The organism is Archangium primigenium (assembly GCF_016904885.1).
Classification (GTDB): Bacteria; Myxococcota; Myxococcia; order Myxococcales; family Myxococcaceae; genus Cystobacter; species Cystobacter primigenius.
Genome location: NZ_JADWYI010000001.1, coordinates 8,240,432 through 8,262,770, shown reverse-complemented (window position 1 = coordinate 8,262,770; position 22,339 = coordinate 8,240,432). Strand labels below are relative to the sequence as shown.

17 protein-coding genes are annotated in these 22,339 nt (G+C 73.5%); 7 read left to right on the top strand and 10 right to left on the bottom strand.

From position 1 onward, the window contains the following. Positions 1-9: 9 nt before the first annotated feature. The 6 genes from I3V78_RS33985 to I3V78_RS33960 form a co-directional block, all read right to left on the bottom strand. Entirely contained in the window at positions 10-2,376 is a 2,367-nt protein-coding gene (locus I3V78_RS33985; protein WP_204494277.1) for a PAS domain-containing protein, read from the bottom strand. Positions 2,377-2,522: 146 nt separating this feature from the next. Next, positions 2,523-2,933 carry a hypothetical protein gene (locus tag I3V78_RS33980; protein WP_204494275.1) on the bottom strand — a complete coding sequence of 137 codons (411 nt, stop codon included), beginning with the start codon at positions 2,931-2,933 and terminating at the stop codon, positions 2,523-2,525. 240 nt (positions 2,934-3,173) lie between these two features. Continuing rightward, positions 3,174-3,674, bottom strand: coding sequence for a hypothetical protein (locus I3V78_RS33975; protein ID WP_204494274.1), 501 nt, complete (start codon positions 3,672-3,674; stop codon positions 3,174-3,176). Positions 3,675-3,685: 11 nt separating this feature from the next. After that, positions 3,686-4,603 (bottom strand): DUF2381 family protein, encoded by a 918-nt coding sequence (locus tag I3V78_RS33970; protein WP_204494273.1) that lies wholly within the window; start codon positions 4,601-4,603, stop codon positions 3,686-3,688. 20 nt (positions 4,604-4,623) lie between these two features. Further along, the gene (locus I3V78_RS33965; RefSeq protein WP_204494271.1) at positions 4,624-5,967 is read right to left on the bottom strand and encodes a hypothetical protein; all 1,344 of its coding nucleotides are present in this window, start codon (positions 5,965-5,967) and stop codon (positions 4,624-4,626) included. 156 nt (positions 5,968-6,123) lie between these two features. Further along, complete coding sequence (locus tag I3V78_RS33960; protein WP_204494269.1) at positions 6,124-8,652, bottom strand: DNRLRE domain-containing protein; 2,529 nt, start codon at positions 8,650-8,652, stop codon at positions 6,124-6,126. 328 nt (positions 8,653-8,980) lie between these two features. Between I3V78_RS33960 and I3V78_RS33955 the strand changes: the two genes are divergently transcribed. Further along, positions 8,981-10,426, top strand: coding sequence for a M20 family metallopeptidase (locus I3V78_RS33955; protein ID WP_204494268.1), 1,446 nt, complete (start codon positions 8,981-8,983; stop codon positions 10,424-10,426). A gap of 83 nt (positions 10,427-10,509) precedes the next feature. On the opposite strand, the gene I3V78_RS33950 is transcribed toward I3V78_RS33955, so the two are convergent. Next, positions 10,510-11,415 carry a DUF2058 family protein gene (locus I3V78_RS33950; protein WP_204494266.1) on the bottom strand — a complete coding sequence of 302 codons (906 nt, stop codon included), beginning with the start codon at positions 11,413-11,415 and terminating at the stop codon, positions 10,510-10,512. Between the two features lie 107 nt (positions 11,416-11,522). Here I3V78_RS33950 and I3V78_RS33945 point away from each other — a divergent pair, with 107 nt between their 5' ends. Together I3V78_RS33945 and I3V78_RS33940 are read left to right on the top strand one after the other, a co-directional pair. After that, positions 11,523-12,569 carry a hypothetical protein gene (locus tag I3V78_RS33945; RefSeq protein ID WP_420840440.1) on the top strand — a complete coding sequence of 349 codons (1,047 nt, stop codon included), beginning with the start codon at positions 11,523-11,525 and terminating at the stop codon, positions 12,567-12,569. A gap of 165 nt (positions 12,570-12,734) precedes the next feature. Next, a complete protein-coding gene (locus I3V78_RS33940; protein WP_204494264.1) occupies positions 12,735-13,058 on the top strand; it encodes a hypothetical protein in 324 nt (107 codons plus the stop codon). Positions 13,059-13,085: 27 nt separating this feature from the next. Here the strand turns inward: I3V78_RS33940 and I3V78_RS33935 are convergent, their stop codons facing one another. Beyond that, positions 13,086-14,606 (bottom strand): peptidase M3, encoded by a 1,521-nt coding sequence (locus I3V78_RS33935; protein ID WP_204494262.1) that lies wholly within the window; start codon positions 14,604-14,606, stop codon positions 13,086-13,088. 35 nt (positions 14,607-14,641) lie between these two features. Further along, positions 14,642-15,295, bottom strand: a complete 654-nt coding sequence (locus tag I3V78_RS33930) for a hemerythrin domain-containing protein (RefSeq protein ID WP_204494260.1) — start codon at positions 15,293-15,295, stop codon at positions 14,642-14,644. A gap of 177 nt (positions 15,296-15,472) precedes the next feature. Here I3V78_RS33930 and I3V78_RS33925 point away from each other — a divergent pair, with 177 nt between their 5' ends. Both I3V78_RS33925 and I3V78_RS33920 read left to right on the top strand, forming a co-directional pair. Continuing rightward, on the top strand, positions 15,473-16,390 hold the full coding sequence (locus tag I3V78_RS33925; RefSeq protein ID WP_204494258.1) for an RluA family pseudouridine synthase: 918 nt from the start codon (positions 15,473-15,475) through the stop codon (positions 16,388-16,390). 12 nt (positions 16,391-16,402) lie between these two features. Next, complete coding sequence (locus I3V78_RS33920) at positions 16,403-20,026, top strand: hypothetical protein (protein WP_204494257.1); 3,624 nt, start codon at positions 16,403-16,405, stop codon at positions 20,024-20,026. Here the strand turns inward: I3V78_RS33920 and I3V78_RS33915 are convergent. After that, positions 20,023-20,889 (bottom strand): PorV/PorQ family protein, encoded by an 867-nt coding sequence (locus I3V78_RS33915; protein WP_204494255.1) that lies wholly within the window; start codon positions 20,887-20,889, stop codon positions 20,023-20,025. The two genes, I3V78_RS33920 and I3V78_RS33915, sit on opposite strands and share 4 nt — an antisense overlap. Before the next feature lie 124 nt (positions 20,890-21,013). Between I3V78_RS33915 and I3V78_RS33910 the strand changes: the two genes are divergently transcribed. Beyond that, positions 21,014-21,727 carry a hypothetical protein gene (locus tag I3V78_RS33910; protein ID WP_204494254.1) on the top strand — a complete coding sequence of 238 codons (714 nt, stop codon included), beginning with the start codon at positions 21,014-21,016 and terminating at the stop codon, positions 21,725-21,727. Positions 21,728-21,734: 7 nt separating this feature from the next. After that, positions 21,735-22,295 carry a class I SAM-dependent methyltransferase gene (locus I3V78_RS33905; RefSeq protein ID WP_204494253.1) on the top strand — a complete coding sequence of 187 codons (561 nt, stop codon included), beginning with the start codon at positions 21,735-21,737 and terminating at the stop codon, positions 22,293-22,295. Positions 22,296-22,339 lie beyond the last annotated feature (44 nt).

Sequence of the window (22,339 nt, the reverse complement as noted above, 5' to 3'; positions counted from 1 at the left end):
GTCGGCTGTTCAACCCGAGCGGGGCAGGCGCACGGTGAAGCGCGTGCCCTCGCTCGCGCTCGACGTCACCTGGACGCCGCCGCCATGCGCGCGCGCGATCTGCTCCACGATGTACAGGCCCAGGCCCACGCTGCGCGTTGCCTTGTCGTTGCCCGCCACCGCGCGCTGCAGGGGCTGGAAGAGCCGCGGCAAGGCCTCGGGCGCGATGGGCGCGCCGCCGTTGTGCACCTCCAGCCACAGGGCCTCGGGATCTCCCACCCCGCGCACGGTGACCGGGCTGTCCGCCGGGCTGTACTTGAGGGCATTGCTCACCAGGTTGCCGAGCAGTTGCGCCACCCGGTCTCCATCCCACGCGCCGTGTCCGTCTCCGTGCTGCTCCAGCCGCAGCTCCCGCTCGGGGTGCGTCATCCGCAGTTCCTCCACGACGCCGAGCACCACCGGGTGCATGTCCATGGGCGCGCGCTCCATCTTCAAGCCACCGCCCAGCCGCGCCTGGGTGAAGTCGAGCAGGTCGCGCACCATGCGCACGGCGCGCTCGGTGCTCGATTGGAGCCGGAGCAGGGACTGGAGGGTGCGCGCGTCCAGGGACTCGCGGCGCAGCAGGAGCTGGAGCCCGAGCAGGATGGCGCTCAGGGGATTGCGCAGGTCGTGGCTCACGATGCCGATGAGGTGCTGCTCGAAGTCGCGCAGCCGGCGCTCCTCCTCCGCCATGCGTTGGGCGTCGCGCCGCGCGTGCACCTGTTTGGTCACCTCGAGCCCCAGCGTGAGGATGCCGGCGACACCGCTGCCCGGAGCGCGCACCGGTTGGTAGACGAAGTCCAGGATCATCTCGTGCGCGGGCTTCTCGGGGGTGGACTCCATCCGCAGCAGGGTCTCGTAGTTCACCAGGGGCGCCCCGGTCTCACGCACCCGGTCGAGCATCGCGGTGAATCCCTGCTGGTGCAGCTCCGGAAAGGCTTGCCGGAAGGGCTGGCCCAGCGAGTCCCGGCCCGCCAGCCGGCGGTTGAGCGCGTTCTCGGTCTGGGCGACGTAGTCGGGGCCGTGCAGGTAGCTCATGGCGATGAGCGACTGCTCGGCGAGCGCATCCATCACCGCGGCCCGGGCCTGCTCGGCTTCCTGGGACCGCCGCAGCAGGGCCTCCACCCGCTGGCGCGCGAGCACCGCTTCGCTCACCTCCGTGGCGATGAGCAGGACGCCCTCGATGTGGCCCGCTTCGTCGCGCAGGGCGTCGTAGACGAAGGAGAAGTGCCCGGGCTCCAGGGCTTCGCCCGGGCCTCGCTTGAATTGAACCGGCAGCTCCGTGGCCACGAAGGGCACGCCCGTGGCCATCACCCGGCGCACCTCGTCGTCGAGTCCCATGCCGCGCATCTCCGGCAGGGCGTCCATCGCGGGCCTGCCCAGCACCTGCTCGGGCTCGCGTCCCCAGAGGCGGCACAGCAGGGGATTGGCCACCTCGATGACGACCTCGGGGCCGCGCAGGACGCCGATGGCCACGGGGGCCTGCTGGAAGAGGGCGTTGAGCCGGGCGCGCTCGCCTTCCGCCTGGTGTCGCAGTTGCTCGGTCTCCCGCAGCAGCCGCTCGCGCTCGGTCTCCTGGCGCTTGCGCTCACGCAAGTCCCGGCCGATGGAGCCGAGCAGCTCCACCTGTCCGTGCTCGTTCTTGACCGGGAAGGTGTGCGCGGCCAGGGGGATGGCCTCGCCCGTGCCGAGGTGGCGGTGGAGGACCTCGCCCTGCCAGGTGTGCCCCTGGAGCAGCTGGGGCACCACGTCGCGCGCCACGAGTTCCTGGGAGTCCTCGCTCACGAACGCCATCATCGAGGTGGCGCGCGCCTGCTCCAGACTGGAGAAGCCCAGCAGCCGCTGGCCCGCGGGGTTCAAGTAGGTGACCTGCCCCTCGAGGTCGACGAGCGCGATGTAATTGTCGCTGGCCTCGACCAGGGACTTGAAGGTCCGCAGCTCCCGCTCCTGCTGCCGGGTGTGCTCCTCCACCGCCTCGGCGATGGCCGTGGCCACGAAGTTGGTGAGCAGCCGCACCTCCTCCAGCGAGACGCGCAGTCCCTGCTCGGCGATCAGATCCAACAGCACGTCGCGCAGCAGGCCGTACTCGCGCACCAGCGCGCCCAGCGCGAAGCCCAGCCGGAAGCGCTGGGCGCCATGCTCGCGGCCCACGGCGCTCGTGCCCGCCTCGGGCGAGACGTGGTCCCGGGAGGTCTCCCCACGCAGGACCGTCCGGAGCTGCCTCAGGAAGAGGGGGATGTGATCCTCAAGCTCCGCGTGGGTCTCGCCCCCAGGCGCCAGATGTTGGCGCACCTGGCCCATCCACGCGCGAAGGACGTCCTCCTCGCGCTCCTCAAGCACCTTCGCCAACTGACTCATGACCTCCTGGTTCTAGCCGGTCGGTTCCAGGAGGAAAGCGCTTCGGTGGGGGAATCGAGCCCTTGCCTGCTTCCTTTTCACAGGGAAGTCCGACCTCCAGGGGTCCGCGCGCGCACTCGGCGTCACGCGCCAGGGGCCGTACGGCCTCAACGCTTCGGCTTCCCGGGGAGCCCCTTGTCCGCTTCGCGTGCGGCGCGCGGGTTGTCCGCGTCCGCGGCCCACACGGTGCCCGCGGGGGTCTCCACCTTCACGCGAGGGGACGCACGGACATCGACCGAGCCGGGCACCGTCGCGTTGAACGTCTTCACGACGCGCTCGTCCTCGGTCATATGCCGGCCGGACTCCATGAGCACCTGCTCCGTGTCCTCCTCCTCGCGCGAGCCCGGCAGCATGGCGACCGCGCGCCGCGCGTCGTTGGCGCCATCTCCGGTCTGCCCGAGTTTGGCTTCCTCCACCTCCACGGAGATGGTCGTCGCGGCGGGTCCGCGCACCGTCCGCACGGTCTCCACGTGGATGGCACCGGGAGCAACCTTCGCTGGGTCTTCTCGCTTCGACATGGGTTCGCCTTTCGTGTTCAACGCGCGGCAAACCTATGGACCCGACCCCGAACGACAAGGGGCACCCATTTCGCCTGGAATCCGAGCGGAGGAAGGCCCTGCGCTGGTTAATTCCTCGCGCCGTCTCCCGCGCGTCGTGTCAAAGGCGCCCGTGTCGGGGTGTCAAGACACGGCTTGTCACCGTGTCAAAGGCGCTTTTGTAAGGGTGTCAATGGGAGGAGAAACGACCGGCACTTCGTTTCAGCGGAACTCGTCCACGACGTAGACGCCCGCTTGAGGGACATCGAGGAGGGCCGTGCCGGGCTTGGACTCGGGGCGCTTGCGCAGTTGTCCCATTCCAAGTCGTGCCACGGCGCAGATGGGGATCGGGTCGCTGCCATTCATGGGCTGGGCGGAGTAGTAGCGAATGACGGCCTGGGCCCCCCCCGTCCAAACCCTGCCATACAGCCGGGCGGGTGCTTCGAGCAGTCCAAGGTTCTCCTCGAGCACGCTCTCGATGCTGCCGTCGTACAAGGTGACGGGGCGGACCCGGGTCTGGTTCGCGTCGAGCTGCACCCAGGCGGACTCCCCCACGAACATCTGCAAGTACTTCATCGCCTTCTTGGCTTCTTGAGGGCAGTCCTCCTGTTCAGGCGTGCCATCGGCACGGAGGGACACCTTTCCCGCCACGGAACCGGAGCAGCCGGGGGCCGTCGCGAGCAGGAGGAGGCAGGTCGAGAGCGCGGTCCAATGGATGTTCATGACGTTTCCTCCTATCTCGCGAGCAGTGAGGGATCTAGCTGGACGACGGCCTGTCGCGTTCCATCGTCTCGGTAGATCTCGAGCCACAGACTCGTCAGTGCCCCCTGCTCGACGAAGGCGCTGCCATCCACGACGAGTGCGATGACACCCGATTGGCCGGATGAGATCTCGCGCGCTGTCGCACGAAAGGCGAAGGCGCGCTCATGGCCCTCCGCGAGGGTCGTCAGTCGTGCCGACCGCATGCTCCAGGACTGGTCGGTCGCGAGGTTCTTGATGTCGAAAACGACCGCTGCCTTGTTCTTCCCTTGGAAGACCCTCGCGGTGATCTTCGTGCTCTCGTCCTCGCCATAGATGCGGTCCACGACCTTGAAGGGCGTCTGCGCGAGCGCACCAGAGGCCAGCAGGGCCGCGAGCGCGTGGTCCTCCGAGGCCTCCTCCGCGCGGCACCGCTCGCTCTCCTCGAGGAGCGACCTGTTGTGCCGGAGCGCGTCCATCAAGGCCGCATGCAGGGCGGTGGTGCTCTCGTGATCCTGGAACACGTCGACCTGCTGGTCCGTGGGCGCGCCCTCGCGCGGGTCCGGCGGCCTGAGCAGGAAGGACACCTCGGTCCCATCCACCAGGGTCACCACCAGGGGAATGGCTTCCTGGGCGTCCAGGTCATGGAGCGGCTCCAGCACCACCTTGTCGCGGACCACCGCCAGCGGCTCCAGGCGGCCTTCCCCCCCGAGCAGCTTCGTCTTGCCCGCGTCGACCGGCCGCTCGAAGCGGAGCGTGGTGACGATCCGGCCCCTCACATGAACGCGGTGGGTGGTGTCATTCGGAGGCGCGACGAGGCGCACGGAGCGCACCGACGGCCGGTCACGTGTCTCGCCCGCCAGCGCCGCCGTGGCCAGGAGCACGGCGGGCAGGGTGTACCTCAAAGGTCGCATGAGCGGGCGAACCTAACACGTCAGGGGCCGAGCTGGAAGAAGAGGAGATCCGAGGCGCCCTGGGGCAGGTAGAGCCCGTCTCCGTGCGTGAAGGGCGCGCCGAGCGTCGCGCCCACCACCACGCGGTCCGACGGCTGGGCCGCGAGCAGGAACTCCGCGGGGAAGATGTTCTGGGGCGGGTGCTCGAAGACGTGCGCGCCCAGCGCCGTGCCGGTCTCCGAGTAGCGCGCCACGAAGCGTGTGTCGCCCCAGGCGCTCGTGTCATCCGTGCCCCGGCCGGTGAGGGTGCGCGTGCCATGGGTGCCCTCCACGAGCCCGCGCAGCGTGACGTGCCCCAGGTCGCGCAGCCACCGGTCCGTGCCCACCAGGCGCAAGGAGCCCGTGTAGCCCCGGAGCAGGCCGGGCTCCTCGGCCTCGTGCGCCTGGCCGCCGAAGGTGAAGGCGCCGCCCAGGTTGGCGTTGAAGGCCACGTCGCGGGTGCGCAGGCCCTCCAGGGCGACGACCTCGCCGTCCGTGCCCGGGAACAGGCGCTTCCACATCAGGGCCCCAGAGCTTCCATGGTAGCGGGCGATGAACGCCCCCGCGTCCTCCACCGCGCCGTCCCCCAGGTCCGTGCCCCGGCTCACCCGGCCGCCCACGAGCAGGTGGCCCGTCACGTCGGTGGCCGCCGTGCGCACCTGGGCCCACGTCCCCGTGGGGAGGGCCGGGAAGGCACGCGACCACTGGTGCTGTCCCTCGGCGGAGAAGCTCACCACGAAGCCGCCGGGGCAGGACGCGTCATCCGACAGGCTCGGCTCGCCCGCGAAGCGCGGCCCGCCCCCGAAGTCCACCGTGCCGTGGAAGTGGCCCACCACCCGGAGGTCTCCCTGGGCACTGGCGGTCATCGCGGTGGGAATCACCGAGGCATACCCGCGCCGTCCTCCGGGGAGTTCCAGGGTGCCGATGAATCCGCGAGTCCAGAGCGTGCGGCCCTCCGGCGAGAAGCGCGCGAGGAACAGGCCGGAGCCGGAGTTGGGCACGGGCGGCAGCGGCCCCGCGCCCAGGTCCGGGCTGTCGGCGTAGGCGCCCACCACCAGCACGTCCCCCGACGCGAGGACCGCGGCCCCGAGCGCCCGGAGGTCCGCGGTGGTCGTCACCTGCCGGCTCCACATGCGCGTGCCATCCGGGCGGTGCCGCGCGAGGGCCAGGCCCGTGCCCTGGGGAAAGGGCGCCGGTCCGAAGAGGCCCGCCACCACGAAGCCGCCCTGGCCGTCCGGCGCGAGCGCGTGCACCTGCTCGGCGCCGGGGCCTCCGTCCTGGCGGATCCACCCGGGGGCGAGCGCCGCCTGCTCCTGGGGGGCGGGGGAGACGGGCGTCTCCGGCACCGCGTCTCTCCCCGCACACCCCGCGAGCCACACCATCACCGCCAACCCGCTCCTCCACTGCTTCCCCCACGGTCCCGCGTGCATCCGAAGCTCCCCCTCGCGCCGATCGTCCGGCGCGCGGAGGGCGGGTGCATCCCGTGTGCCCCGCTCAAGGGCTCAAGGCTGGAGCCGGAAGTAGAACAAGTCCGAGGGACCCTGGGCCGTGTAGGCCGTCCCGTCCACCCGGGCGGTGCCGGTGAGCGTGGCCCCGACGAGCAGCGCGCCGCCCGGCTGGGGCGCCAGCAGGAGGCGGGGCGTGATTTGTCCGGACTCGTGGAAATTCGAGTCGAACAGGCGGGACCCGAGGTGCGCCCCCGTCGCGCTGTAGCGGGCCACGAAGGCCGTGTCCGGAGTGGCGTCGTGGTACGGGCCGAGCGGACCGCCGCCCAGGTCGTACGTGCCGCCCGCGTGGCCGGTGAGGGTGACGGCGCCGTCGCTCCCGACGACGAGCCCGCCCAGCCGGCCCCAGGACGTGTCCACCGCGCGCAGCCAGCCATCCGTGCCCGTGGCGCTCAGCCGACCGGTGAAGCCCGAGAGGTTGGTGGGCAGCACCTCGTCGGACGGCTCGCCGCCGGTGTAGGGCACGCCGCCGAAGCTGAAGGCGCCGCCGAGGTTGGCGTTGAAGGCCACGCCGCCCGAGGGCAGCGCCTGGACGGCCTCCACCTCGCCGAAGGTGCCCGGGAACCCGCGCTTCCAGAGGAGCGTGCCCGTGGGCCCGTACTTCGCGACGAAGGGCTGGGCCTGGCCCAGGGCGCCATCGCCCAGGTTGGCCAGGGGGCTCGCCCGGCCCGCGAGCAGCACGTTGCCCTGCGCGTCCGTGGCCACGGCGCGCGGCAGGTGGGACTGCTCGGAGACGCTGGCCTCGAAGGCGCGCGAGAAGACGTGCTGGCCCTGCCAGGTGAACTTCGCCACGAAGCCGCCCGCGTAGGCGTCCGTCATGCCGGTGCTGGCCGGGCCCGCGTGGATGTAGCCGCCGCCCAGGTCCACCCGGCCGAAGAGCTGGCCAGTGACGACGAGGCTGCCCTGCGCGTCCGTGGCCACCGCCACCGGGGCGATGTGCGTGGTGCGGGAGTTGTCGTCCGGCAGGCCGTTGTTGGCGGTGAAGCCGCGCGTCCACACCGTCTGGCCGCTCGGGGAGAACTTGGCGAGGAACAGGCCGCCCGTGGAGGGCAGGGGGCCCGCGCCCAGGTCGACCGCGCCCAGGTAGTGGCCCACCACCAGGATGTTGCCCTCGGGCGTCACGGTGAGCGCCGCGGCGCGGACGTTGCCGTGCGTCACCTCGCGCGACCACAGGGGCGTGCCCTGGGCGTCATAGCGCGCGAGCGCGAAGCCCTCGCGGTTGGGGAAGGGGGCGCTCCCGAACAGGCCCAGCGCCACGAAGCCTCCCTGGGCGTCGGTGGCCAGCGCGCTCAGCACCTCCTCGCCCTGGCCGCCATAGCGCTTCGTCCAGCCCACCGTGCCGCCCGCGCCCCGCGCGGTGCAGTAGGGGTCGGACTCGAGCGCGAGCTCCAGCCAGGGCCGGTTCGCCGGGGTGATGGAGTCCGACGAGGCGTACTGCACGAACTCGGAGGAGCCCGGCACCAGACCGACGGAATAGACTTGGCCCGGTGTGGTCATCAGGCTCGTCAAATCGTAGTGCGCCCACGTGCCGGGCTCGATGGGCGCTCCACCCCTGAGGAAGGGGCTGAAGATGCCGGGCCGGGTGTTCCAGTCGAAGTCCTGGCCGAGAACGGGGTCCGCGGGCCAATGGGGGTCCGCGCCGTAGAGATAGGGACCGGTGTTCGCGCCTGTCTCGACGAACAGGTTCAGGCCCACCCGGCGCGGCTGCCAGTGCGCGGGGAGGTCGAGGCGCATGCGCAGGTAGCTCTCGCGCCGACCCGAGCCGCTCACGACGAGCGAGGGCGCGCTGCCGTGGCGGCGCGTGGGCTCGAGCTCGTAGGCGTAGCCGTCCTGCATCACCGGGGAGCGCAGCGTCCGGGTGTCCGTGCGGGGCAGGCAGCTCGCGAGGGGGTCCACCGTGAGCAGCAAGCGGGGGCGGCGCTCGGGGCGGCTCGCCTCGCGGGAGGCGAAGTCCACGCCGTCGCTCGAGTCCGCGCGGAGCATGAAGCCGACGGTGCCATCGGTGCCGACGGTGCGGACGGCGGCCGTCACGTCGAAGTCCACATAGCCGCCAGCGGCGATGGCGCCCGCGTCCGCGAGCACGGCGCTCAAGGGCTGCCCGCGGTTGTACCAATCCACCGCCAGCTCCGCGAAGTAGGGGTTGGTGGCGAACACGCGCGGCCCGTTGTTCGTGCCGTCGATGGCGTAGAGCCGCAGCACGGCGCGCGTCACGGTGGCCGGGGACACGTCCCCCAGGTCGAAGCGCAGGAGGCTCTCCTCCTGGGGCGAGGCGTCCACGCCCAGCGTGGGCTCGGCGCCGAAGCGTCCCGCGGGGCGCGAGGCCTCCACGCGGGCATCGGACGTGGCCTCGAGGGCCACCCCCGAGCTGGCCACCCCCGAGCTGGCCTCCTGCCACCGCGTGGCCAGGGCCGGGTCCTCCGGTCCCTCGGGGCCCGCGCCCCCTTCGAGGCCTCCGCCACAATGCGTCAGCACCGCCACCGCCACGACGCCGCCCACCGCCCGCCTTGCCCACCGCTGTCCATCCATCGCCCTGTCTCTCCGCGCTGAGTGTCCGAAGCGACCCGAGCCCCTGCACCGGGTGTGCCCCTGGCGAGGGCTGTCGGAGGGGGTCCAAGGGTCCGCCGGTGGACGGCGACCCCTCCCCGAGGGGTGGGGTTCTGGCGAGGGGAGGCCACACCGTGGGTGGGGGCGGGGGGCGAAGTGGGTACGGGGCGACGCCCGGCATGCCCCCGGGGGCGCCCTGGCCGGTGGGGGAGGGGCCCGGCGGGCGCGAGGGGACGCCCATCCGAGGGCCGGGTGGTGTAGAGGAGAGGACGTTTCGCGACCTTTCCATCCGGAACCGGAGCCCTTCCCCATGAGCACCCCGCAACGGCTGAACAGCACCACCGCCACCACGTCGTCCGAGCGCATCTGGGAGGAGGAGATCGTCCCCCGGCTGCACGAGTACATCCGCATCCCCAACAAGTCGCCGAGCTTCGACAAGGAGTGGGTGAAGCACGGGCACATGGACAAGGCGGTGAAGCTGGTGGCCGGCTGGTGCGAGTCCCAGGTCAAGCACATCCCCGGGCTCACGGTGGAGGTGCTCACGCTCAAGAACGAGCAGGGCGAGCCGCGCACCCCCGTCATCTACATGGAGATTCCGGGCACGGGCGACGACACGGTGGTGCTCTACGGCCACCTGGACAAGCAGCCGGAGATGACGGGCTGGCGCGCGGGCCTGTCGCCGTGGGAGCCGGTGCGCGAGGGCGACAAGCTCTTCGGGCGCGGCGGCGCGGATGACGGCTACTCGGCGTTCGCCTCGCTCGCGGCCATCCGCCTGCTCAAGGAGCAGGGCGTGCCCCACGCGCGCTGCGTGGTGCTCATCGAGGCGTGCGAGGAGAGCGGCAGCTATGACCTGCCCGCGTACATCGAGCACCTGGCGCCGCGCATCGGCAAGGCGTCGCTCGTGGTGTGCCTGGACTCGGGCTGCGCCAACTACGAGCAGCTGTGGATGACCACGTCCCTGCGCGGCCTCGTGAGCGGCAACCTGCGCGTGGACATCCTCTCGGAGGGCGTGCACTCGGGCGACGCGAGCGGCATCGTGCCCTCGTCGTTCCGGATCCTCCGGCAGATCCTCTCGCGCGTGGAGGACGAGCAGACGGGCCGCATCCGCGTGGAGGGCCTGCACGTGCACATCCCCCAGGCGCGGCGCGACCAGGCGGCGGCCGTGGCGGAGGTGATTGGCGAGGAGGTGTACTCGAAGTTCCCCTGGGTGGAGGGCTCGCACCCGGTGACCACGGACCGCGCGGAGCTCATCCTCAACCGCACGTGGCGGCCGGCCCTGTCGGTGACGGGCGTGGAGGGCATGCCGGCCCTGGGCGGCGCGGGCAACGTGCTCAGGCCCTTCACCTCGGTGAAGCTGTCCATGCGCATCCCCCCGCGGCTGGACGCCAAGGCGGCCACGCAGGCGCTCAAGGCGGCCGTGGAGGCCCACCCGCCCTACGGCGCGAAGGTGACGTTCGAGGGGGAGAAGGCGAGCGCCGGCTGGGACGCGCCGCCCCTGGAGAAGTGGCTGGAGGCGGCCACGCACGAGGCGTCGCGCACGTACTTCGGCCGGCCCTTCATGGCCATGGGCGAGGGCGGCACCATCCCGTTCATGGAGATGCTCGGCAAGCGCTTCCCCCAGGCCCAGTTCCTCATCACCGGCGTGCTCGGGCCCAACAGCAACGCGCACGGCCCCAACGAGTTCCTGCACATCCCCACGGGCAAGAAGCTCACCTGCTGCGTGGCGAGCGTGCTGTCCGCGCACCACACGCGCTGACACACGCGCTGAAACGACCACGCCCCGCGGCCGCTGTTCGGGCGGCGCGGGGCGCGGGGCGGTTCGGGATGCCGGGGGACGGCTCAGGAGGCGGTGGGCTCGGACTCGGGCTTGGGCTCGGTGCCGGCCTCCGGGGCGCTCTCGGGCGCGGCGGCCTCCGTGGCCTCCGTGCTTTCGGCGGACTCCTCACCGGTGGGCTCGTCGTCGCCCTCGTCCACGGGGGCATCGCCCCGGGCCTCGGCGGCCTGCTGCTCCTTGACCTGGTCGTCGCTCATGAAGCCGATGGGCGACTCCTTGCGGTTGAGGAAGCGCACCGACTTCTTGGAGAGCGCGTACATCTGCTCGGCCACGGCGGCGGGCACCAGCGAGTGCTCGATCTGCGCGGGCTCGGGCCGCTCCACCACGCCGAGTCCCCCCTCCTCGAGCTGCTTGGCCTGGGGCTCGGTCAGCTCCAGCCGCCGCAGCTTGCCCTTGCGGGTCATGAAGTAGAACACGGTGGCGCCCACGTCCACGGGCACCTGGTTCGTGTAGACGAGCTCGCGCAGACGCCGGTCCTGCTCCACCTGCTTCTTGGACTCCATGCGCTGGGCGGCCTTGGAGCCGGGCAGGGGCGGCAGCTTGGGCACGGGACGGGCCGCGTCCGCGCCGCCACCGCTCGGGGCCGGACGGCCGCCCTGGAAGCGGGCACCGCCCCCCGGGGGACGGTTGCCGCCGGGGCCCTGAGGCCGGCCGCCGCCCATGCCCTGGGGACGACCGCCGCCCATGCCCTGGGGACGACCGCCGCCGGGGCCATCGCGGCGGGGCGGGCGGTCGTCACGTCCGCGCGACTCGCCGCGCGACTCGCGGGGCGGACGCTCGCTCCGCTCTTCCCCCGAGCGCTGGGGCGCGGGAGACGGGGAGGGGCGGGCGGTCTTCGCCGTTTCCACCTTCTTCGCCTGGTCCTCGGAGACCAGGCCAGCCTTCAAGAGCTTGTCACGCAGGTTCTGCATGGCATGCCTTCTATCCCGTACATTGGCGCGCGCAAAGCCGTCCCTTGCTCCTGTTGTCGCCCGCCCCCTAATTTGGACGGCCCACCCGTCTGGAAGTCCGAGGACCCGTGACCCGTTTGCCCAAGTTCCTTCTCGCCGCCACCCTGGCGTGCGCCGCCACGGCCTGTCAGAGCGACAAGGTCGACCAGGACGCCAAGAGGCGCATCTTCTCCCCGGAGGATCCGCCCCAGGTGGTGGCCTCGGCCGCCGAGAAGCTCAACCCCCAGGACGTGGCGGACAACCCCCGCGTGGCGCGCCGCATCCTGTCCATGGACGCCGCCGAGGTGACCGAGCGGCTCGGCCCCCACGCCTATACCGCCACCGTCACCTACGAGTGGTCGGGCGCCCAGGGCAGCGGCACGAACAAGCTGTCCGAGACGCGCACCTTCCGCGCGGGCCCGGGCGGCGTGGGCGGCGACTTCCACGGCGTCCTGGAGAACAGCCGGGACCAGGGCCTGGAGGTCATGCGGGTGGACGGCAAGGTGTACGCGCGCAACCGCTACGGCACCTTCCGCCAGCGCCTGCGCGACCGGGGCATGGCCGAGCGCACCCGCGCGGAGCTCACCGGCGCCATCCGCGACGTGGACGCCCTGTTCCGGGGCCGGCTGCACCTGACGGCCCAGAACACCGTCACCTACGAGGGCCGCACCGCGTGGCGCTACGCGGTGGACCTGGGGCCGGAGGGCGACACCGGCACCACGCCCCGGGTGCTGCCCGCGCTCGCCGAGCCCAAGGGCGGCCGGGACGAGACCACCCGCCGGCGCCTGGCCTTCTTCGACCGGCGCGTGCCCCAGTCGCTCAGCGGCGAGGTGCTCGTGGACGCCGACACCGCCGTGGTGCTCAAGGTCCGCCTGGATGGCCGCATCGCCGTGCCCGCCAACGACGCCGCCGGCGCCGCCGAGCTGCGCATGGTGTTGGAATCCAGCCTGACTGAAATCGGGAAGGACCCCCGGCTGCAGGCGCCGGAGAATTTCCTGCCGGACGCGGACAAGCCCCAGGGCATCGCGGACGCGATGGATCGCTTCGGCATCCCGCGCGTCAAACCCGAGGGCGCCACCCCCGCTCCGGGGGCCGCTTCTCCCTCGGAGGAGCCCTCGGACGAAGAGGCGAATTGAGGCCCGGGGACGTCGCGTCGGACCGGCAGGTCGCTACAGGTTGGCAGCGTCCTGTTGGAAGAAAATTTGACCATCCTCTTGCGATCTCTAGAATCCTCGACGGTTGCGGCTCGTACGCGTCCGACATGATCGGACGTTCAGGGGCCATCGCAAGGGGAGCGGAAGATGGAGCGCAAGGTCAGCGGTAGCACGACGGTGACGTCCAAGGAGCTCAAGGTGGCGCTGGAGAAGGCGCGCACCCTGGCCCCCGAGGAGGAGAAGGTGCTGCGCATGCGGCATGGCGCGGGCACTTCCAAGACCGCGCCGCTGCCCCGCGCCGCTGGGGACAACGCGGAGCTGGGCGACGAGCTGCTGCTCATCGAGATGCAGCTGATGAAGGCGATGCGCGAGCGCACGGGCCAGGCCAAGACGGCCACGAACAAGCCCAAGGCCGCGGCCACCGCGAGCGCGACGAAGCAGAAGATCGTCCGCGCGCTCAAGAAGAAGTAGTCCTCCGGGACACCCCGGCGCGCACGCTCAGCGATTGAGCAGGGCCACGAGGCGGTCACCCGCCTCGGGGAGCGCCAGGCTATTGCCCGAGAGCTCCTGGGACAGGGCCTCGGCGTCGTCGGTGCCACCCCGGGCGAACAGCCCCTGGAGCCACTGGCGCGCGGCGGGGTTGCGCCACCAGTCCTCGTTGAAGCGCGCGGTGAGCCGCGGGGTGAGTCGTGTCTCCAGCGCCCAGGCGCGCAGGTAGCGCGTCACGTACAGCTGCGGGTCCACGTCGAAGAGGAAGAAGCCCGGGTGGGGCTCGACGAAGAGCGCGGCGCGCTGCCGCTCCACGTACTCCTCGGCGCGCTCCTCCGAGGCGCCGTGGGCGTAGAGCGACAGCTCGTGGGCGAGCCGGGCGCAGTGGCGGCGCAGCACGGTGAGCCCCTGGAAGGCCGCCATGCGCGCCGCGTCCCGCGCGGGCTCGGACGGCAGGCGCGCGTAGCGCTTGAGCCACTCCTCGTCCAGGAGCAGCCGCTCGAACAGCGTGGCGTAGGCCTCCGTCACCGACGCGTCCTCCAGCCGCCGCAGCTCCAGGGGCAGGGTGTCCGAGACGTGGGCATGGTGCAGGGCATGGCCGTACTCGTGAAGCAGGCCGCCCAGGGCATCCAGCCCCGCGCGCCGCCGCAGCACCAGGCGCACCTCGCCGGGCACGCGCACGGCCGCGGTGAGGGGGCGGGTGGCCTTGCCGGGCCGCTCCTCGTCGTCCAGGCGGATGCGGCCCTCGGCCGAGGGGTGGAAGCCCCACTCCTGCAGCCAGCGGATGACCCCGGGCAGGCCGTCCTCGCGCCGGAAGAAGGCGTGCATCCACGGCGCCTGGAGCGCGGCCTGCACGTCGTGTCGCCGCGCGTGGCCCGAGGGCAGGGGCTTGAGCGTGGGCTCCACCTTGCGCAGCACGTAGGCGAGCACGTCCCGGTAGGCGTCCTCGGTGCGGCGCAGCGTCTGGGCGGCGGCCTCGGCCAGGGGCCCGAGCGCGATGCCGGACACGTCCTCGCGCAGGGCGGCGTAGCTCGGGGCGCGCAAGGCTTCCGCCACCTGGAACGAGGCGTCGCGGCGCGCGCCGTAGCGGCCCCGGTTGTCCCAGAGAAAGCCGCCCGCGGCGTTCTCCAGCACGGTGCGCCGGCTCCGGTTGGGCTCGTGGGGCAATTGGGCCAGCACCTCGCCGAGCGGCAGCGCGCCGTCGTCCACCGGCAGGCTGGAGCGGGCCTCCAGCTGGCCCACGGCCTCGGCGTCGGGCGCGGCGAGGGACTCCTCCACCTGGGTGGCGATGAAGTCGCGCAAGAGCCGCAGCCGCCGCAGGCCCAGCGTGTCCCCCTTGGCCTGGGCCTTGGGCACGGCCTCGGTGGCGGCGGCGAAGGCCTCGGGGGCGGTGATGTCGGGCGAGTCCTCGAGCAACTGGCGCGGGGACATGTCCACGGGCAGGCCCGCCGCGGCGCGCCAGGCCCGGGTGGCCAGCGCCGCGAGGAAGTCATCCAACTCCGCGCGCAGCAGGGGAAGGGGGCGGTTCATGGCCCCGTGTCATACTCCAGCGCCGCGCCGCTGGCTCACCGGCTCGTCACGGCGCGCCGGGCGCTCTTCTTGGCGGCGGGCGCGCGGCGCTTGGTGCGCTCCGTGGTGCGGCCCGTGGCCCGGCTCACGGCCTTGACCGCCCGGCGGCTGCCCTCGCGCGCCGCGTCCCGGCCCGCGTCCATGAGCTTGGCGAGCACGCCCGCGATGAGGTTGCCCGGGGGCGTGTCCGGCGACTTGGGGTGCGGACGGCTGGGCACCGTCTTCTTCGCCTGCGCCAGGGCCTCGCCCAGCGCCTCGAGCTCCGCCTTGCCCATGAGCTTCTCGAGCTTGGGGAAGAGTTCGGTCTCCTCCTCCTTCACGTGGTGCCGCACGCTCTCCATGAGCACGGTCACCTTGGCGTCGAAGCGCTCGTCCTCGGGCGACATGCCCTCGAGCTCCTTGAGCGTCCACTTCACCACGTGGTGCTCCTCGAGCGCCTCGAGCACGTCCGACTTGAGCCGCTCGTCCCGGGCGCGCGCCAGGGGGTAGAGCAGCTGCTCCTCGATGGCCGCGTGGATGGACAGCTCCTTCACGATCCACCGGACGATTTCCTGCTTCTCCTTGAGGGCCTTGTCGCCCGCCTTCTCGAATTGTTTGAACAGGGCCTCGACGATCCGGTGATCGTGCTTGAGCAGTCTGAGTGCGTTCATGGGCGGACACGATTGGGACCGGCGTCCAGGATCGGGAGTGTCCCCCCGCGCACGTCCTGGAGGCTCTGTTCACCCGGAGACACGCACGGGGCGAGATGTTGGCTGGTGGAAGGGCTCCCGCCTCGGTGGGACGGCGCGGTATACGCGACGGGGCGTGCCGAGCCCCGAGGTCGTCCCATGAAGCGTCGCACCTTCCGTGTCGAGACCGCCCAGGTGGGCCGCCCCCTGGGCGAGGTGTTGGCGGAGGTGCTGGCGCTGCCGGGCGAGGAGGTGGCGCGGCTGGTGGACGTGGGCGCGGTGTACGTGGGCGGCCGCCGGAGCCGGGACGCCCGGGCGCGGTTGGACGCCCAACAGGTGGTGACGGTGGTGTTGGAGGAGGGGGGCGTGAGTCCGCTCGCACCCGCCGCCGCGCCGGTGGCGGCGCTTCGCGTGCTGTTCGAGGACGCGGCGGTGATCGCGGTGGACAAGCCCGCGGGCATGACGGCCCAGCCCACCGAGGGTCGGGTGGGCGACAGCCTGGTGGACCGGGTGGGGACGCACCTCGGACGGCCCGCGGGGCTCGTGCACCGCCTGGATCGCGAGACGTCCGGGGTGACCGTGTTCGGCAAGAGCCCCGAGGCGACGGCCGCCCTGGCCGGGGAGTTCCGCGAGGGCCGGGCCCACAAGCGCTACCTGGCGGCCGTGGGGCCCGTCGCGCTGCCCCCCTCGGGCACCATCGACCTGCCCCTGTCGCGCGACCCGTCGCGTCCGGGCCGCTGGCGCGCCACCCGCGCGGCCAATGGCATTCCCGCGCTCACCCTCTTCCGCGTGGTGTACGCCGGCCCGGATTTCCACCTGGTGGAATTGTTGCCCCAGACCGGACGCACCCATCAGTTGCGCGCACACCTGACGGCCCTGGGCGCGCCCATCCTGGGGGACACCCGCTATGGCGGCGCCCCCCGGGCGGGGAGCCTCGCCGCGCCCCGCTGCCTGCTGCACGCCCAGGCGCTGGAGATCGCCCACCCCCGCTCGGGGAGCCCCCTGCGCTTCGAGGCGCCGCTGCCCGAGGACCTGGCGCTCTACTTCACGGCGGCGGGGCTCGTCGCGCCCGTGTAGACTGGGCGCCCCATGGGTGGCGTGAGAGACGGCAAGGATTCCAAGCCTCCGGAGAAGGGCGAGGCCCGACAGCGCATGGCCACGGCCCCGCCCCGGTTGCGCACGACGGAGACGCCGGACTTCGTGGAAGGCCACCGCAAGCAGGCGGCCCGGCTGCTGCGCGAGGGCCACGCCGCGCGGGCCTTTGGCGAGCTGGTGCGCGCCAGCCGCTCGGTGCCCATGACGGCCCGGCTGGCCGCGGTGCTCGTCGCCTTCTCGCTGCGCGCGGGCACCGAGGCGGCCGCCATCGCGCTGCTCACGTCCGCGCTCGGCCATACCCGGGGCGACACCCGCCGCGCCGTGCGCCTGCAACTGGTGCGCGTGCTGCGCCGCGTGGAGCAGGTGCCCCGCGCCCTCGAGATGCTCCAGGCCCTGGTCGAGGAGTCTCCCGGGGACCGGCATGCCCTGCGGCTGCAGGCCCTGCTGTCCGGCCGCGAGCCGCCCCCCTCCCGCGTCACGCGCCCCAAGGGCCTCGTGCCCCTGCCCGCGCGTGCGGACCCGTCCGCCGCGCCCCGTCCCCAGGGGGCCTCGTCCGCGCCGCCCCAGGTCTGGGAGGAGAGCACCGCGGGCTCCGCCACGCCCCCCGACGCGCGCTTCGCGCCCCGCGCGGCCACCGAGCCGCGCGACGCGGAGGCGTACACCGTGGAGGCCAGCGCGCCTCCCGCGCCGCGGCCGCCTCCGCCCCTGCCCGAGGAGGAGCGCACCATGGAGGCCCCGGCGCCCCTGCTCGCCCGGTTCGCTCCGCCCGAGGAGTCGTACACCTCCGAGTTCGTCGCGCCGCCGCCCGAGCCGGAGGCACCCGCCGCGTCCGTGGACCGCCACGGCACCCTGCTCGACATGCCCTCGCCCTGGTCCCAGGACGACGACGTCACCTCGGAGTCGTCCGGGCTGCCCTTCGGGCTCTCCGGGCCGTCCGCGTCCTCGCCCCGGGATGACTCGGGCGGCGCGGCCTTCAGCCACCGGCGCGAGAGCATCGAGGTGACGGACTTCCCCTCGGACGAGCCGCCCGCTCCAGCGCCGCCCGCGCGCACCGCCGCCCCCGTGCCCTGGGGCGCCGACGACGAGCCGGGCCCCGCGCCCGCGCGCACGCCCCGGCGCGACAGCCCGGACGACACGCGCGTGGAGGCGCAGCTCATCGCGCGCCAGGCCTGGCGCGAGCTCGCCAGCTTCTACCTGGCCTGGGCCGAGCGCGCCGGAGAGCCCGCCGAGCGCGCCGAGGTGCTCACCCGGCTCGCCGAGCTGCTGGAGGACGAGCTGAACGACGAGGCGGAGGCCGCGCGCGTCTACGGGCAGATCGTGGCGCTCACCGGCGACAAGGCCGCGCTCGCCGAGCAGGTGCGGCTCTTGTCCCAGCGCAGCGAGGGCGATGACTGGGCGGTGCGGCGCGTGCTCGACGAGGCCGTACAGCGCGCCACGACGCCCGCGGCCCGGGCCGCCGCCTTCCTCGCGCGGGGTGCGCGGCTGCTGGCCACCGGGGACAAGGCCGCGGCGCTCGCGGACTTCGAGGCCACGGTGGCGCTCGATCCCCACTCCCTGCCGGCCCTGATGGGCTGGGCGCGGTGTGTCGACGCGCCCGCGCGACCCGGAGCCGCCGAGCGCCTGCGCGCCGAGCTCGCCGCCATGCCCCGCCGGGCCCCCTCGCGCACCGAGGGCCTGCGTCTGCTCGCCGAGCTCGCCTCGGGCGAGGAGGGCAAGGACGCGCGGCTCGCCTCGTGGGCCTGGAGCGAGGTGCTCGTCGAGCACCCGGAGGACACGCACGCCCAGGAGCGGCTGCTGGCGCTGGCGCGCGAAATCGGAGATCCGGCCGCGCTGGGCCGCCTCTTGCGCGCCAGCCTCGCGCGCGAGCCCCGGGGCCCCGCCGCGCGCAAGGCCCGCCTGGAGTTGGTGGCCCTGCTGGAGGCCGGGGGCGAGCACACGGCCTCGCTCACGGAGCTGCGCCAGGCGGTGCGCTTCGAGCCTGGCCACAAGGACGCGTGGCTCTTGCTCGTGGAGCGGCTCATCGCGCTCGGCCAGAAGGGCGAGGCCGCGTGGGCCCTGGAGCACGCCGCCACCGCCACCGAGGACGACGCGGAGCGCATGGGCACGTGGGAGCGCCTGGCGCGCTTCTGCCGCGAGGTGCTCGGGGACGCGACCAAGGCCCAGGTGTACGCCACCCGCGCGGACAACCTGCGCGAGGCCCTGGCCGAGCAGAGCCGTCCGCCCGAGCCGCCGCGCAGCGCCACGCCCAAGCGCGAGCCGAGCGGCTCGCGCACCGTGGTCCTCATCCCGCCGCCCTCCTCGCTCATCGCGCCCTCGGCGATGCCGCCGCCGCTGCCGCCCGTCGCGCTCGAGTCCATGCCCACGGTGCTCGAGATGCCCGCGATCGAGCTGCCGCCGCCCCCACCCGCGCCCGCGCCGCCCCCCGCGCCCGTGCCGCCTCCCGCGCCCCGGCCCGCGGCGCCCCTGGTGGGCGAGAGCGTGGCCGTGAAGCCGCCGCCGCCCGCGCCCAAGCCGCCCGGGGTGTTCGAGGGCGCGATGGATGCCGTGGAGAGCACCAAGGTGCTCTCCTGGAACGCGCCTCCGGGGAAGATGGACGCCGTGCGCCGCCGGGTCCGGCCGGGCGCTCCCGAGTCCGCCCCCGCCGCGCCCGGCGCCGAGCCCTCCGTCGTCACGAGCAGTCCGGGCCGCACCGCCGTGGCCGAGTTCCGTCCCGGCGTCGTCGAGCGCGTGCGGGAGCGTCCCCTGGATGCCGAGGCCTATCGCGAGCTGTCGGCCTTCTTCGTGAGCCGGGGAGACCAGGCGCGCGGCGCGTTGATGGCGGACGTGGCCTCGGCGCTCGCGGGCGTGCGCGAGGGGTCGAACCGGCCTCCCCGTCGGCCCCTCACCGTGGAGGAGCGCGCGGGCCTGCGCCACCCGGGCCTGCGCAACCCCGCGGGCGAGCTGCTCGCCCTCGTGGGCATGCCCCTGTGCCGTCTGTTCCCCACCTACGGCCGGGCCGCGGGCACCTCGGAGCCGCTCTGGCCAGACGCGGGCCCGGGCGCGCGCGCGGCCCTGGACGTCTTGCAGGCCGTGGCCCGGCTGCTCGACGTGCCACTGCCCGAGGTCTGTCTGTCGGAGGACGACGGCCCGCCCATCTCCCTCGTCTACCCGGGCCATGCCCGCGTCCTCGTGGGCCGCCAGGCCGTGCGGCAGGTGCTGCCCGAGTCCGAGCTGCGCTTCTTCGCCGGCCGCTCGCTGTTCTGCCTGGGGCCGGATCTGCTCGCGCTGCGCTGCCTGCGCAAGGATCAGCTCCTGCGCGCGGTGGCGCTCTTGACCTCGGTGCTGCGCGGGGGCTCGGAGTTCGGCCCCGAGGCGCGGGTGGTGCTCGACGCCTTGTCGCCCCGGGCGCGCGAGCGGGCCCTGTCCCTGCTGGAGCCGGCGCAGAAGGGCTTCGACGCCGGCGCGCTCTCGGAGGCCGCGCGCCACTCGGCCAACCGCGCGGGCCTGGTCGCCTGCGGAGGCCCGGGGCCGGCCGTGGCGGCGCTGCGGGCCCTCAAGGCCAGTGAGCCGGAGAGCGTGGAGCTCGTGCGCTTCTCCGCCTCCGAGCGCTACCTGCCCCTGCGCGCCCTGGGCGCCTAGCGCACCTGGACCTTGAAGGTGAGGGAGAGCAGCCGGCCTCCCTCGCCGCCGAAGTCGTGGTGGTAGCCCAGGTCGATGCCGCCCCCGGACGTCACCACGCCAATGCCCACGCCCGCCTGGGACGTGCGGGTGAAGCCGTCCCAGGTGTAGCCCACGCGCACGGGGATGTTCTGGCCGAGCACGTACTCCAGGCCGCCGCTGTAGGTGAGCGTGCGGCGCGCGTCCGTGGCGAAGTCCCCGCGCACGTCGGCGGCGATCGTGAGCTGCCCCACGAGCACCCCGGCATGGGCCGAGTAGTAGCGGGTGAGCTCCGCGTGCTTCGTGTCGATGAGGTTGTGGGCGGACACGCCCAGGGCGAGCAGCGGGGTGGGGCGCAGGAGCACGCCCGCGTCCATCGTGAGGGCGTTGGCCTGCCGTCCGCCGCGCATGACGAGGTAGCGGCCGGAGACGCCGATCATCAGGTTCTCGCTCAGGGGGGCCGCGAGCGCCAGCGTGTTGAGGTGCGCGGTGGTGCGCGCCGCGCCCTTGCCCAGGGTGATGAGCTGGTAGGAGATGCCCGCGCCCAGGGGGCTGGTGGCGGAGTCGGCGACGGCCACCGTGGCCGCGGCGTCCTTGCCCACCCAGTCCCAGCCGCCCGTCGCCTCCACGCGGTAGCCGCGCACGGCGGCGACGCTCGCGGGGTTGCCCGTGCCCGTGGCCGCGTCCGAGCCCAGCGCGCGCCAGGCGCCGCCCATGCCGTAGGCCCGCGCGCTCGACAGATCGCGCAAGTCCTCCGCGACGGGGGCCTGGAGTGCGTCCGCCTCCTGGGCGAGCGCGGAAGAAGAGAGACAGAGGGCGAGCAGCAGCGTGGCGCGATGCGACATGCCGGGCATCCTAACTGCCTTGATGGAGGGGGAGGCCATCACTAGATTCCCCGCCCCTATGTCCACCCCCCCTCCGACGACCGTGCCCCTCCGCCGACGTGCCCGCGCCCCGTGGCGACCGGCCTTGCTCCTCGGCGCGCTGGTGGCCCTGAGCGCCGGGGCCTACGTGCTGCCCGGCGGCTCCATCATGCGCCGCATGGTGGCCGCGCGCGAGGCGCAGACCTTCGCCTCGCTCAAGGCGGACGGCTCGCTGCGCTTCTATGGACCGGGGGTGCGCGAGGCGGGCGCGGCGCTGGGCCTGCCCACCGACAAGCCGGACCTGGAGGTGGACGGCACGGTGTACATCCGCCCGCCGGGCCGCTGCCGCTTCGAGGCGAAGGCGCGCGCGGGCGGGGCCGTGGCCTCGGTGTTCTCCGCGGGCCGCAAGCGCGTGGAGGGCCCGGAGATTCCGGCGCTCAGCGAGGCGGTGCGCGAGCTGTGCGCCCTGCTCACCGCGCGCAGCCGGGACGAGCTGGAGGCGCACCTGTCGTCCCTGGGCATCGAGCCGCGCACCACGTCGCTCGCGCGCTTCGGCGGCGAGGTGGTGTACGTGCTGGGCGGGCCCGCCGAGGGCCAGCCGCAGTTCTGGATCTACAAGGACACCTTCCGCCCCGCGCGCCTCAAGCACAAGGAGGGCAAGGGCCCCGAGTGGGACGTGCGCCTGCAGGACTACACGTCCTCGGCCACGGGCGAGATGATGCCGCGCACCGTGGAGGTCTGGCGCGGCGGCGAGCGGCTCCTGCGCTTCACGGCGCTCACCGGGGACACGCGCTCGAAGCCCGCGGACTCGCTGTTCTAGGCGCGCCATGGCCGAGGCGGACCGGGAGCGGTGGAACCAGCGCTATCGCGAGCGGGGCGAGGGCCCCGGCGCCCCCTCCGACTTCCTGCGCGCGTGGGAGGACCGGCTGCCGCGCGCGGGGCGGGCCCTGGACGTGGCGGGGGGCCTGGGCCAGGACGCGCTCGGGCTCGCGCGGCGGGGCCTGGACGTCACCCTGGTGGACGTCTCGGACGTGGCCCTGGAGGCCGCCGCCGCGGCCGCGCGCGCGCAGGGGCTGGCGCTCACGTGCCTGCCCCGGGACGTGGAGGCCGTGGGTCCGCCGCCGGGCCCCTTCGACGTCGTCGTCTGTCTGAACTACCTGTGGCGCCCCCTGTTCGCCGCGCTGCCCGGGGTGCTCGCGCCCGGGGGGTGGTTCCTCTTCGCCCAGCCCACCCGGAAGAACCTCACGCGGCACGCGCACCCCTCGGCGCGCTTCCTCCTGGAGGACGGTGAGCTGCCGGGACTCGTCCAGGGCCTGCGGGTGGTGGAGCTCACCGAGGGTTGGACCGGGGCGGGCCGGCACGAGGCGCGGCTGGTGGCGCGGCGCTGAGCCCCGGGGAATGCGCCCGGGCGACGCGCGGTATCTCCGGGCCT